This window comes from Geofilum sp. OHC36d9 (assembly GCF_052400685.1).
In the GTDB taxonomy this organism is placed as follows: domain Bacteria; phylum Bacteroidota; class Bacteroidia; order Bacteroidales; family Marinilabiliaceae; genus CAZHHH01.
In genome coordinates, this window is the sequence record NZ_JBQTGJ010000029.1 from 16,245 (window position 1) to 30,710 (window position 14,466).

9 protein-coding genes are annotated in these 14,466 nt (G+C 44.1%); 6 read left to right on the top strand and 3 right to left on the bottom strand.

Features of this window, described 5'->3' with window-relative positions:
* Positions 1-6: 6 nt before the first annotated feature.
* The 3 genes from ACT3CD_RS16655 to ACT3CD_RS16665 all read right to left on the bottom strand — a co-directional run bounded on the left by ACT3CD_RS16655 (position 7) and on the right by ACT3CD_RS16665 (position 3,687).
* Positions 7-2,058, bottom strand: a complete 2,052-nt coding sequence (locus ACT3CD_RS16655; RefSeq protein ID WP_444646793.1) for an HsdM family class I SAM-dependent methyltransferase — start codon at positions 2,056-2,058, stop codon at positions 7-9.
* 483 nt (positions 2,059-2,541) lie between these two features.
* Complete coding sequence (locus tag ACT3CD_RS16660) at positions 2,542-3,198, bottom strand: hypothetical protein (RefSeq protein WP_444646794.1); 657 nt, start codon at positions 3,196-3,198, stop codon at positions 2,542-2,544.
* Positions 3,199-3,474: 276 nt separating this feature from the next.
* The gene (locus tag ACT3CD_RS16665; RefSeq protein ID WP_444646795.1) at positions 3,475-3,687 is read right to left on the bottom strand and encodes a helix-turn-helix transcriptional regulator; all 213 of its coding nucleotides are present in this window, start codon (positions 3,685-3,687) and stop codon (positions 3,475-3,477) included.
* A gap of 810 nt (positions 3,688-4,497) precedes the next feature.
* Here ACT3CD_RS16665 and ACT3CD_RS16670 point away from each other — a divergent pair.
* The 6 genes from ACT3CD_RS16670 (at position 4,498) to ACT3CD_RS16695 (ending at position 14,324) form a co-directional block, all read left to right on the top strand.
* On the top strand, positions 4,498-5,838 hold the full coding sequence (locus ACT3CD_RS16670; protein ID WP_444646796.1) for an IPT/TIG domain-containing protein: 1,341 nt from the start codon (positions 4,498-4,500) through the stop codon (positions 5,836-5,838).
* A 250-nt stretch (positions 5,839-6,088) separates the two neighbouring features.
* Positions 6,089-9,061 carry a SusC/RagA family TonB-linked outer membrane protein gene (locus ACT3CD_RS16675; RefSeq protein ID WP_444646802.1) on the top strand — a complete coding sequence of 991 codons (2,973 nt, stop codon included), beginning with the start codon at positions 6,089-6,091 and terminating at the stop codon, positions 9,059-9,061.
* Positions 9,062-9,202: 141 nt separating this feature from the next.
* Complete coding sequence (locus ACT3CD_RS16680; protein WP_444646797.1) at positions 9,203-11,194, top strand: RagB/SusD family nutrient uptake outer membrane protein; 1,992 nt, start codon at positions 9,203-9,205, stop codon at positions 11,192-11,194.
* A gap of 92 nt (positions 11,195-11,286) precedes the next feature.
* Entirely contained in the window at positions 11,287-12,174 is an 888-nt protein-coding gene (locus ACT3CD_RS16685) for a BT_3044 domain-containing protein (RefSeq protein WP_444646798.1), read from the top strand.
* A gap of 1,187 nt (positions 12,175-13,361) precedes the next feature.
* Positions 13,362-14,006, top strand: a complete 645-nt coding sequence (locus tag ACT3CD_RS16690; protein ID WP_444646799.1) for a hypothetical protein — start codon at positions 13,362-13,364, stop codon at positions 14,004-14,006.
* Between the two features lie 21 nt (positions 14,007-14,027).
* Positions 14,028-14,324 carry a winged helix-turn-helix domain-containing protein gene (locus ACT3CD_RS16695; protein ID WP_444646800.1) on the top strand — a complete coding sequence of 99 codons (297 nt, stop codon included), beginning with the start codon at positions 14,028-14,030 and terminating at the stop codon, positions 14,322-14,324.
* Positions 14,325-14,466 lie beyond the last annotated feature (142 nt).

The following is a 14,466-nucleotide window of genomic DNA, read 5'->3' on the forward strand; positions in this document are numbered from 1 at the left end:
GGGTTTCTACTTTCCCAAGCTTTTACCTAAAATGTTTTGCTCTTTTAAAATTGTACTTACTTCCCAAGATAAATAACCACTAACTGTATTTTTAAAATCCTGTAAAGTAGGTTTCGTGTCTATAGGTGATGATTGGTTCCAATCGGCACCATTCCTTGGGTCAATAGTACCTTCGTAGTATTCTTTTTCTGTGAAAATTTTGAGTTTGCTTTTCCCAAAACGAACTAAGTTCACCACTTCTTCATATCGTTCTTTAGCTTGGTCTGTATCCCTAAGATTATTACTTCCTTTTTTACGATTTGCTCGTGAATAACCATCATTTGAAAAATCAATGAACTTAACTATTTCATCTTTATGGTGCTTTTCATTCACTTTGAAAACATAAATATTGGTTTGTACACTTGATTTCCCTATAAAAATATCAACAGGCATTTTGATACTTGCCAATAATGTATGCTTTTCTAAAATCCTTTTACAATAATCTTTTGCTCTACCTGAACCTGCTGAATTTTGGATAATAATTGCTGCATAACCTTTGTGCATCATTCCTAATGCTTTTTCAACAAAGTTCATCCCGTTGCCTAAAGCAGAATATGGTGGATTTAAAATAAAAGCATCCGCAGGGAATTTACTGTCTGTTTTCCCAAAACCATATTTTCCGTCAAAATCTTTAATCGAGTCAATGTTCAAAATGTTAGAGCTACCGTCACCCATCAAAATCATATTGAGGATGGCTAACATATAAACACTTGAGAGTAACTCTAATCCAAGTAATTGTTCAGCTTTGATTTTGATTTCTTTTTGAGTTAGTTCATCTGGGGACTTAATGGTGTTTTTTGCATCATTAAGCATTTCATTCATTGCAGCAACCAATAAACCTGCTGAACCTGTTGCAAAATCCCACACATATGAGTCTTTGTTTACTCTCGATAATTTGACTAAGAGTGAAGCGACATAGGAAGGTGTAAGTACAACATCATTTAATTTGTCTTGTGAAAAGCCCAACCAACCGTACATTTCGTTGAATAGTTTGCCTGTAAAATCGGTGGTCAAACCAATTTTGTAGTAGATTCCTAAATCATCTACAATTTTTGCAAATACCCTTTTTAATTGGCTCTCACCGTCTTCAACTTTATTAATGTTATTTGTAAGAAGTGTGTTAGAGAGTGTTCTTATTATAAGTTGTTTTTTTTCATCAGGAAGTTCTTTATGACTTAAAAAGGATTCAATCTTTTTAATCATTAAATCACCATCTCTATATCCATTTTCTGAAGAAGATTTTAAATCGGATTTTTCAAGTGGTGCAACTTTGCCTGGAATTCCAAGTGTTGCTATAATTGATGCTGCCACTAAATAAACACGGTCATTTTCTCCCAATCCTTTTTCATTATGGTAAATGTCATTGTTGAGTTTTACAAGACTTTGGTCAATTTCTCTTTCCCGTTGTTCTTTTAGTTTGTCAAGTTCTTCTTGTGAGAGTTGAAGCTTTTTTACTGTTTCAATAAAACCGTCAAAATTTTTCGGTGCTAAAAATGAAAAGTCGGTAAAGTCGCCAATTTTCTGTCCTGCACCTAAATTGCTTTTTGAAACATAATAAACGCCAATTTCGTGATGAACTTTCCCTGTTTCATCTTTATAGCCTGTCATACCGACTGCAATAATATCGGTGTAGCTTGTATGATGAAGTAAAGCGTTTGCGTAATGAACAGCTCCGTTTACTGCAAACGAGTTGATGTTTTTAAAGTGAGGTTCATTTTTAGAAGTTCGGTTTTCAATTTGTCCGTCTTTATCAAGTTTTACAAGTTTGTCTTTATAGCCTTTGTACTCGATAAGAACTGGGTAGAAGTCTAAATTTTTGTCTTGAAGTAATATTTTGGCATCTGGTCGATTTGCACCTGCACCACCATTTTTGGTGAAGTAGTCAGAAAGGGCTTTATCAATTTCTGCATTAACAGATTCCTGCTCTAATTTGTAAGGCAGTTTAAACTTTCTTAGCCATCCGTTGGCTAAATCTGCAATATTCGGTTCTATTGATTGTACTGATTTCTTATTTTTCATTTATTCAATTTCCATTATAAAAATTCCAACTACTGCAAGTTAATATTTATCCAGCGAGCGACGGCAAAAAAATAGCTCTATTGGTTTTTCAAGGTCGGTTTTTGTGTCGGCAAAAACCAAATGTGCTATTTGTGCGTGGGCTCTTTTCAGTATGCCGCACAACGCCCCCATATCGTCATTAACATTTCTCGCATTAAATAGCAATTACCTAATATATATCTTTATCAAACGAAAACATCTTTATAAACAGCCTTCATGTCGTTTTTACAAAAAAAACCCACTAATATACTGAAAACTAAAGCCTATTAAAAATAAATTGTAAAAATAAACTTATGAGCCAAAGTGCACAAGGCAAGCATGGGCATTCTTCCCAAAAATATTATCAACAGACAGAAAGTCCTTTATAGGCAGTTGTTGTATCACCAGAGCGGTTCCATCTGAGGTTAATTGCTGGGTCATGCCAACCGCTCATACCACTAAATATTACACACAAGCTTTTTCTATTATTTTTAAAAATCGTCGTTGATTCTTTGTCAAATCACAATGCTCTCCATATGTTTTTAATTTGTTAAGAACAATTTTGGGTTTATCATAAGTCATATAAGAATCTCCTAATATATTTTCAAATTTAAAGTCCTCTAATAATGCACCTTCCATGTCAATTCTTAAACCTTTTTTATCAGAAATCATTATCGCTGCTTTATATATTTTCCCGTCATTTAAGATTGAATAATAGATTTTTTCAGTTTTCAACAATAAATTGATATACTCTAGTATTGAGTTGAGAGTTTTTCTTTTTGTATTGGATTTGTCTTGAAGCTTTTTAAGCGCAATCAATGCTATGTCCGTCTCATTGAATTCATTAAATTTCAATTCTCTTATCTTAAAAATCTCATAATCTGATAACCTTAAAAATTCATTGTTGGAGTAGTCAATATAGTCTTTAATACAGCCAGAAATCAAGGCTTTTTGAAGAGGAGTCAAATCAATAAAGTAACTGTCCAATTGACTTAGGATTTTCTGTAAGTCCTTTTTGCGTTTGTCATAGAACTCGGGATTACTATCAAAAATCTCTTGTCGCTTTTTAATCGAATTTATAATTAGTTCTATTTCCTTTTCTTCAAATTCTATTAGTGCCATAGTATTGCGGTCATTAAGCCTGTATGTAACACACCTATTAATGTAATTATCGGGACGTTGCCTTAAGTAAGTAGCTACATAACACATCTTTATTAAATAAAGACACTTATAATTAAAAATTTCACCACTAAAGTATTCAAAAACAACCCTCTAATATACTGAAAACTAATACTTATTAAAATAAAAATAAATGAATATAACCATTCATTGAGTAAAAGCAGTGGAATATCTTGTGTGAAAATTATTCTTCCAGAAGAAGAAAACTAAATAATTTAATTACTGTTTATCTTGGCCATTATCTTTGGTAGGGACTAATAATTCTCGAACATCAACGTCCAAAATTTTGGCAATCTTTCGAAGTACCTCAATGCTTGGTTGTGCATTGTTATTACAATAATTGGTAACAATTACATAACTTTTATCAATCTTCTCAGCTAGCCAAGTTTGTGTTCGTCCTTGCTCCTTTAATACTTCCTTAATCCTATTCATTCTGCTCATTTACGAGACACTTAAAACTTTTTTATACAGTAATATAATACAATTGAATACTGTATTTTAAGAGGTTTATAATATTATACGAAATTAGAGTATAAAAATGTATTGTGAAATATTATAAAATAGTATATATTTGTATTGTATTACAATACAAATCAAAGTAAATACCAATAAGCAAGGATATATCAAGACTATTTAGAACAAATCATATATAAATAATTAGAAGAATTAAATTCTAACACACTATTTATTAAACGTCTTATGAAACACCTATAAAACACAAAAAAAGCCCGCTACAACAGTTTGGCGACGTGCAGCAGGCTTATTAATTAACCAAAGTCAGTTAAATTAACACATCAAAATTATGAAAAATTTCTCACACACGGCCATATCGGCTCCGGTATGCATTGCTTTGCGCGCGCCGTAACATATTTCTCACAATAATTATTTACGGGATTAAACACAGTCGGGTCACTCAATATCAGGGTCACCACGTCTGAACCGGGCATTACCCATCATTTACAAAATAAATTCCACCAAAGGGGATATGGGAATGCTATGCCCTGATCCGAAGGGGGCAAAATAAAATCAACACATTAACAATCAGATAAAAACAGATATTAATATGAAACGAGCCATGGGAATTGTTTCACACACAGGGGGATGATTAAGCCAGGCGAGTTCCATATGACCTTAACAAACAAATTATAAACATATGAAACGAGCCATGGGAATTGATTCACACACAGAAGTATGATTGTCCCGGCGAGTTCCATATGACCTTAACAAACAAATTATAAACATATGAAAACATTTCAGACCAAACCCACCGAAGGGGTTGCGCAAGTACGTGCCGTTGAGCCTGTCATTATGGGTCTTCGGCTACTGTTGACAACGCTGCTGCTGTTGCTGATACTGGTTTCGTGCCACGACGACGATACGTCACCCGGGGAGGTTCGCGACCCGTCGCTTCCGGTGCAGCTTGATGCCTTTATGCCCGACAGTGGTGGCATTCGCACCAAATTTATTGTGAAGGGGTTCAACTTTGGGTCGGATATATCGAAGATACAGGTTCTCTTTTCGTCGGACGAACGAGCGGCCACTGTTTTGGGGGTTAACAACAACACCATTTATTGCCAGGTGCCCAAACAGAGCGATGGCGACAATAGCGTAACCGTTGTGGTGGAAGAGGATACGGTGGTCTTTGACAGGACTTTCAGGTACCACGTGGAACAAAATGTATCGACCATCAGTGGGGTAGTTGGCGACAACACGCTGGTTGATGGCACGCTTTCGGAGGCCCGTTTCAACTACCTGTATGGGGTTGCGGCTGTTACGGGCGGCGACATTATTGTGGCCGAGATGTACGCGGGTAACCTCCGTTATGTGGCCGTTGACGACAACAAAGTGAGCACGCTTCAAACCAATTTCTATACAGGTACGCCCGCCGTGAGCGCCAACCGCCAACAAGTCTATTTCGTGGGAAAATCCAGTCCTCACAAGATATACCTTCTTGATTATAACAACCTGTGGGAGCCAGAGCTCTTTGTCTCGTCCATAGCCGGCTTCAACGGCGACATCTGGTCGGCGGCCTTTGATGCGACGGAGGCGTGGCTCTATTTTTTCGACAGCACCGGCAAGTTCGGGCGTTTGGAGATGAAGAACCCCAGCAATGTTGAAGTTCTGTCCGAGGACCTTCCCCGTGGCAATGGCAGTCACAACAATTTGGCCTACAGTGCGTGGCACGATTGTTTTTTTTACACGGTATACAGCACGCAGGCGGTTTACCGGCTGAGCAAAGACGGTGAGACGGTGGAGCTGTGGATGGGCGGCAACGGACAGGGTACGGCCACGGGTCACCGCCTCGAAACGGCGCAGCTTTACTATCCGGGAGGCCTCACCGTTGATGCCGATGGTAACATCTATGTGGTAAACATTGACGGGCACACCATTTTGAAGTGCGACCGCAAATCGGATTTTGTGAGTCTGCTGGCTGGTAAGCCGCTCACGGGTGGCCATAAAGACGGCGAACCTCTGGAAGCGCTGTTCTCTTTGCCCTATGGCATTTCCATTGATGAAGATGGCAATTTCATCATCTGCGAATGCTGGGGATCGGGCGTGGTGCGGAAACTGGCGATTGAGTGAGCGGGGAGCAGGGAGCAGTTAGCAGGGAGGAGGGAGGCGTTAATAGTGAAAACCAAATTATAAACAAATGGAACGGGCCACGGGAATTATATCACACACAAGAAGATGATTAATTCCGGAGCGTTTCATGTGACCATAAAAAACAAAATAGATGTATATAAAAACAATAATCAACAGCCTTTTCCTGCTGCTTTTGGCAGGGATGATGGGGAATGTCCGTGCGCAGGAGTCCGGAGGGGCTTACCTCATAATGGGCACGGTGATGGAAGAAAACGGCGCCCCACTGCCGGGTGTGAATATTGCCATTAAAGGCACATCACACGGCACCATCAGCGATATGGATGGTCGTTTTAATCTGGAAGGTGTGGCGCATGGCGACACGGTGATGTTCTCGTTCATCGGGTTCAGGATTCATGAGATGATTGTAACAGATAACCATACGCGGCTAAAAATCGCCCTGTCGGCAGACATCGACGAGCTGGACCAGGTGATAGTGGTGGGGCATGGCACGCAACGCAAAATCACGACGACAGGAGCCATCACCTCCGTTGATGTTTCCGATTTACAGGTTCCGGCGGTGTCGTTGAGTAATATGCTGGCAGGACGGGTACCCGGAGTGATCGGTCTGAGCCGCAGCGGCGAGCCAGGCAACGACTATTCAGAGTTCTGGATCCGGGGCATCAGCACCTTTGGCGCCAACGCCAGTGCTCTGGTCCTCATCGACGGGGTAGAAGGCAACCTGAACGATATTGACCCCGTGGATATTGAGTCGTTCTCGGTACTGAAAGATGCGTCGGCCACAGCCGTGTATGGCGTACGTGGTGCCAACGGCGTGGTGCTGATCACCACCAAACGGGGTAAGGCCGGTAAACTAAAGGTTAACGTGAAAGCCAACCGCACCTATACCGAATGTGGCCGTCTGCCCGAATATGTGAATGCGGGTACCTATGCGCGATTGGCCAACGAGGCACGTGTGGTGCGCGGCCTCGAAGAGAAATATTCGGATGTGGAGGTCAGCCTCTTTGAGACGGGTCTCGACCCGGATTTATATCCCGATGTAAACTGGCGCAATGTGCTGTTGAAAGACCATTCGTACTACGGGCAGTACAATCTGAACATCTCGGGCGGAGGCACCAATGCCCGGTACTATGTTAGTCTGGGCTACCAAAACAAAGACGGCATCTTTAAACAGGATGCATCGGCCAATAAATACGATGTCAACGTTAACTATCACAAATACAATTTCCGCTCGAATGTGGATATGGATCTGACGCCGACCACGCAGCTGTCGCTGAACCTGGAAGACATCATATCTGAACAGAATGCGCCGGGCTATGGCGATAATAACGATGCGCTTTGGAACGCGCAGGCCAACCTGTCGCCTGTCACAGTTCCTGTTAAATACAGCAACGGGCAGCTGGCTGCTTATGGCAGCAATGGCAACCAGATAACACCTTATGTGCTTCTCAACTACACGGGTTATCGGCGTACGAGCCAAAATACGGTAAACCTGAAGATGAAGCTGACGCAGGATATGTCCTTTCTTCTTCCGGGTTTAACGGCCAACGCGCTCTTTTCGTGGACTTACTACGGCGATCACCGCTCGGGACGTAATAAGATGCCGGATCTCTATTATGCTTCGGGGCGTCAAAACGACGGGCGTTTAATCACCCATAAAACGGTGTCGGGCACCGATGCCAGCTACTGGCAGACGGCCTATCTGGCACGTTCGCTCTATTTTGAAGGTCAGGTGAACTACAACCGTCTGCTGGGCAATCAGCACCGCATTACGGGACTGCTGCACGCCTACCGACAGGATGAACGTAACACCGATGGCAGCGACTACGACAGTGTTATTCCGGTACGTTACCAGGCGCTGTCGGGGCGCGCCACTTACTCGTACAACGACACCTATCTGGTGGAGTTGAATGGTGGTTATTCGGGCTCCGAGAATTTTAAACCGGGTGAGCAATACGGCTTTTTCCCGGCTGTTTCGGTGGGGTGGGTGCCTACGCAATACCAGTGGACAAAAGGGCATTTACCGTTTGTTAATTATCTGAAACTAAGAGCCTCGTGGGGAAAGGTGGGCAATGGCAGCACCGATGAACGCTTTCCGTACCTGTCGCTCATGAACTACAGCGCCAACAACTGGGGTCAGAGTGTGACCGAGGGAAAAGTGGGCGTGGATAATCTGAAGTGGGAAACCACCACCAAATACGACATCGGTCTTGATGCCAAATTTTTCAAATCACGTTTCGACCTTACGGTTGATGGCTTTCTGTCGGAGGCCAACGACATCTATCAGCAACGCGTCACCATCCCCTACGAAGTGGGAGCTGCCGAGAGTCCGTGGGTCAATGCCGGGTCCATGCGGAGCTGGGGTGCCGACGGTAACCTGTCGTATATGCAGCCATTTGGCGACGGCATCGCACTAACGGTGAGAGGTAATTTCACCTTCTCGCGCAACGAAGTAACCCACTGGGAACAAACAGGCATCAACTATCCGTACCAGTCGTACACGGGTGTGCCCTATGGTGTGCAACGTGGACTCATTGCCCTGGGTCTCTTCAAAGATGAAGAAGACATTGCCAGCAGTCCTGAGCAAACTTTCATGTCGAACTACCTGCCGGGCGACATCAAATACAAGGATGTGAACGGCGATGGCGTTGTTGATGGCGACGACGAGGTGCCGCTGGATTATTCCAATGTACCGCGTTTGGAGTATGGGTTGGCGGCCGAGCTAAAATGGAAAAACTGGTCGTTCAGTGCCTTTTTTACCGGACAGGACCAGGTGAGTTATTTTCTGGGTGGCGACGGTTATTATCCTTTTAAAGGAGAGGAGGAGGGTAACATCCTCACCATTGTGGCCAATCAGAATAACCGCTGGACGCCTGCGTCGTTCTCGGGCACCACAGCCACAGAGAACCCCAATGCCCGTTTTCCGCGTCTTACCTATGGCGAAAATGCCAACAACAACCGCAATTCGACATTCTGGCTGGCCGATGCATCGTTTTTACGTTTTAAAAATGCCGAGGTGGCTTATCGTTTTAATGAGTCATGGCTTGCCCGTTATGGTCTGTCGGCTGCCACACTTAGTTTTACGGCCAGCAATATTGCGGTGTGGGACAATGTGAAACTGTGGGACCCCGAACAGGCCAGTGCCAACGGCGCGGTTTATCCGCTTCAGCGTACTTACACCCTACAGCTTATCGTGGCCTTTTAACGGCAGGTTAGCCTGTGGCAGAAGGCGTGAAGCGTGCAAAATACCGGTTGTTACAAGCGCCTTGTGCCACTCAAAAAACAGATTACATCAAACATCGCATCAGCAATGAAAATCAAGTGCTTAATTAAGAACACAAAACTTATGAAACATAAAAATAAAGTAATACGATTTATACAGATGGTTGGGGTTGCCCTGTTGCTCAGCATCGGCAGCCACTCGTGCAACGACTATCTGGATGTGGACAAATATGTTTACGACATCACGGTTCTCGACAGTGTGTTTGTGGATGAAGAGAAGCTGCTCGGCTACATCAATGGCATTGCCAACTATCTGCCCGACGAAGACCGATTGTGGACCAATTCGTGGTCGCCGTATCAGGGGGCTTCGGATGAGAATTTCTTTTCGTGGAACGATGGGCGTCATGCGGCCATCAAGTTTCTGCTTGATGAGATAACGCCTGCCACGGCCAACTACTATTACAACAACTACGCTACGTGGTACAAAGGCATCCGTAAAGCCAACACTGTTCTGGCCCGCATGGATGAGTGTGAGGATTTGTCGGTGAGCACCCAACGTACTTACACCGGTGAGATGTATTTTTTCAGGGGTTATTTTCTCTATCTCCTGCTACAGCAATACGGGCCCGTGCCCTTACCGCCCGATGAGTTGACAGACTTTAATGATGAGGCCGAAAATCTGATGTATGAGCGTAACAGCTACGACCAATGCGTGGACTATATCATTGACAATATGGAACAGGCCATCAGTTACCTGCCATCAACGCGCGAAGGTTCCAACATCTACCGTCCTACCAGCGGAGCTGCACTGGCAGTGCAGTCGCGGGTGTTGCTCACGGCTGCCAGCCCGCTTTTCAACGGCAATTCGGCTTACTCTGACTGGACGCGTCAGGATGGCACACCTTTTATATCGCAGACGACCGACAACAGCAAGTGGGGCCGCGCCGCAGTGGCAGCCAGGCGGCTCATGGAGACAGGGCTGTACAAGCTTAACGTGATATACAAAGAGGCCACCACCGATTCGTTGCCGGCCAATGTTCCGGATGCCGATTTTCCGGATGGCGCCGGAGACATTGATCCTTACCGATCGTACAAATCGCTGTTCAACGGCGAGGTGACCATCCGCAATTGTGCTGAATATATCTGGGCCTGTGAAGTGGATCCGCGAGGCGGCGACAGTCCGCTGTGGCTCTCATCGCCCTCTCAGCTGGGCGGCGGCAACGGTCTAAACCTGACGCTGAACCTCATCGATGCCTATAAGATGAAGGATGGTTTCGACATCAACCAATCGAGTGCCGACTATCCGTACCCTGGCGCGGAAGTGGCTTATGAGCCCACAGGGCAAAGCAAAAGTCTCGGCGGCTATACTGTTTACACCTCGGGGACGGCCCGCATGTATGCCAACCGTGAGCCGCGCTTTTATGCCACCATAGGCTTTTCGCATTCCTACTGGCCCGGCACCTCGTATACCGGCACAGAAGGGTACAGCAATTATGAGGTGACCTATTACTCCGACGGCACGGCCGGCCCATCTATCGCTTTTCCTGACGACTATAACCACACGGGTTACACCTGCATCAAATACAACCATCCCGAGGACAATATGCGGGCTTCGGGATCCATCTATGCCAAATGGTTTCCATTGTTTCGATATGCTGAGATATTGCTCAACTATGCCGAGGCACTCAACGAACTGGAGGCACCATATACCGACGAAGCCACAGGCATCACGGTGACGCGCGATGTGGATGCTATTCGGGACGCTGTTAACCGGATACGTTACCGGGCAGGGCAACCGGGTCTGTCGGCCGCCGAACTGTCGGGCCCTGAAACGATCCGGGCCGCCATTAAGCACGAGCGTCAGGTAGAATTTGCCTGCGAAGGCAGGCGCTATCATGACCTGCGTCGCTGGCTGGATGCCCCGGAAGCCTACAACCAACCCATAGTAGGCATGAATGTGCGGGCCAAAAGTTCCGAGAGAGAAAAATACTATACCCGCACCACCCTCAACAACAACCTGACGCAGCGCACGTGGTCGTTTAAAATGTATTTCTGGCCCATTCCCAAAAGTGCTCTGGACAAAAATTCCAGACTGGTACAAAATCCGGGATGGTAAAACAGAAACAAGGGGTCAGGAGAAATCGGGTTTCTGTTGCTCAAGTGGAATCTCTGATTTAAAACACAATACGCAAATAAAAAATAAGATCTATGAAACGAATAATAACATTTTTGTACCTGTTGCCTGCCGTGTTAGCAGGCTGCAGTGAAGATAGTCCACTGGACGAAGAGCAATACTACAAACAAGTTTATATTGTGGGTTCGGACGAAACGACCAACATGGGGATGTCGGTGGTAGAGATCCCCTATAACGATTCTGTGGAACAGGCGACCTTTATCGCCATAGCCACCGGCGGCAGCCTAAACATCGACCGCGACATCACGGTAACGGTGGAGGAAGCGGGCACAACACCCATTGACGACTATAACTTTAAATATCTGAAAGCCGATGATGTGCAATACCGTCATCTGGCATCGTCGTTCTACCGCATCCCCGACAATAACGTGGTGATAAAGGCCGGGGCGGTGTACGGACAAATGCCTGTTTACCTGAGCCCGGCGTCGTTGCATTGCGACTCGCTTTATGCGCTGACGTTCAAAATCAGCTCTGTCTCACTACCCGACTATATCACGATAAGGCCAACCGATACCGTTTTAATTCAGTCGTACACTTTTGTCAACGCCTATTCGGGCACCTATCAGCTGGAAGGGTATTACTACGAGAGGACCGATGGTTCGTCGGCGGGTGATTCCACATCTGTCACGGCCACCCGTATGCTCAAAGCTGTAAATGCCAATACTGTGCGGCTGTATCATCTGGCCTATGCCGAATCGCAGGATAACATCGCAACGTATGGCCTCACACTCACGGTAAACGAAGATCATTCGCTGTTGGTGGCGGCATGGGATGACCTGGCTATAACCGATGGTGGCGGGACTTATTCGCCTCAAACAGGCGTTTTTACGGTGTGGTACGATTATGAGCGGGATGGTACCAGCTACCGTTTTTCGGGTACGTTTACAGAAAGTGATTCATAAATGAAATAAAACCGGTAACCCTTTTGGAGTTAGGCTATAAAGTCAGAAGTTGGACTTTATAGCCTAACTTTTGACTTTGTGGACCGGAAGTATTTAAAGTAATGGCCGAATAAAAGTCCACCGCACACACCCTAACCCCTGACACTGACCCAGCTAAAAATCTTGCGCGCAATAGGGGGCATATCACAAATGAGTACGTGGCAAAAAAACATTGTGTGGCGCAAGCCTTAATTTTATGAACAGGCACTGATTTTGTTACACCTGCAAATTCATCCTTTTTGCAGTTTTTCGCACTGAAAGTGCAGATGATTTCAGCCCAACGGCAACGCCTTGGGTAACAAAAAACAAAATGCGGCCTGAAAGGCCAGATCAAAAAATATAAAGATTGTCTTAAAAGCCCGACGTCTGCATTATGCTTGCTCATTTTTCAACCTCGAATTAGTGTTTGTCTATAAAGTCAACTACTTCGTTACGCTTGTCATAAAAACAGTCATTTACGAAAAGTAAACTCCTTGATTTTTATGACTTCGCAAGCCTTGTATTTGAACTTTATATTTTAAACACTTAGTTTATAGACAACCTCGAATTAAACGGATTAAACAAATTATTTTGTTGCAACGCTCCAATTTGCGGGGAGTAGTTCCCCCTCAAGGGGGTTAGGAGTAAAGGGTTAGGGGTTAAAAAGATTAAATACCCCAAACAATAGGTATGGCAGGATTGATTTGCGCCTGAAGGGCTTGATGGAATACTGTTGATCAAGGCTGAAAGTCTTGGAGCATCAGCACAGGGCATCGCCCTGTGTTATGATATTCAAACGTTTCATCGCCCTGAAAGGGCTACAGCCAGAAATAATTCATCCATATTGCACCTCTCAATTGATAGTATATTCCTAAACACTCATTTTTGTGTGGTTCTCTACCCAATAATTTTGTTCAATAATTAGATGAATTACCCACATCCATAAAAATTGCATTACTATTTGGCTCTTGCCCTTTCAGGGCGATGTTTTTTTTGATCGTATACATAGGGCGTTGCCCTATGCTTTAGCTTGTCGCCCTTTCAGGGCTATTGGGTGATTGTCTCAATTTTCTGGTAAAGCAAAAGGCAACGCCAACAAAAAATAAATTCACAATAAATTGAAAAATACAAAATTTTGATTTTACTTTGTAATTCAAAGTTCTTTTAAAATGGAAACACAAAACAGACCGAATGAAGATTTGAAGCATATCCGTCAGATGATGGAAGCTTCGTCGAAATTTTTATCGTTAAGCGGCTTATCAGGAATTGCAGTTGGCAGCTTCGCACTCATAGGCGCGGTACTAGCGTATCTGCTTCTGCTACATTCAGGCAATGTTAAATACGACGACTATTTACGTCTTCTAAACGGAAGCAACTCACACTATTTCCGTCTGGCGCTGGTAGCCGATGGCCTGTTTGTGCTGGTGGGAGCGCTTGTTTCTGCTTATGTTATCAGCTATCGCAAGAGTAAACAACAAGGGGTTGCATTTTGGACGCCCTCAGCAAAAAATATGGTTATAAGTCTTTTTACGGTATTAGCCACCGGGGGCCTTTTCTGCCTTACACTAATTATAAACGGTAGCATTCAATTGATAGCTGCTGCCATGTTAATATTCTATGGTTTGGCCCTGTTAAATGCGGCTAAATATTCGAAACACGATTTGCACATACTGGCCTACACTCAAATATTTTTGGGCCTTTTGGCTGCATTACTGCTAAACTATGGCTTATTTCTGTGGACTTTAGGTTTTGGGGTGGTACACATTCTGTATGGCATTGTGATGTACCTGAAATATGAGAAGAAATCGGAATAAACAAACGCAAATCGCCACATAATGAAAAGTTTAATTGAGGGAATGGATAAAAACTTCGACAGTCGGATTCGTCTGGGCATTATGAGTGCCCTAATGGTAAACGACACCGTTGATTTTAATACCCTCAAAGACTTATTGGATTTAACCGATGGCAATTTAGCCAGTCACCTAAAAGGCCTGGAAAAAGCAGGTATGCTGCTGGTCAATAAACAATTTATTGGCCGTAAACCAAGTACCACGTATCAAATTACGGCAACGGGACGGGACAAATTCACCACACATATTAACGCGCTGGAAAGGCTCATTAAAAACACGTAAAAAGCGACAGAGTATTATACTCCCGACTTTATGAACAGACTTTAAATAGTGTTTGCCTATAAAGCCAACTTCTGCGTTACGCTTGTCATAAAAACAGTCATTTACGAAAAGTAAACTCCTTGATTTTTATGACTTCGCAAGC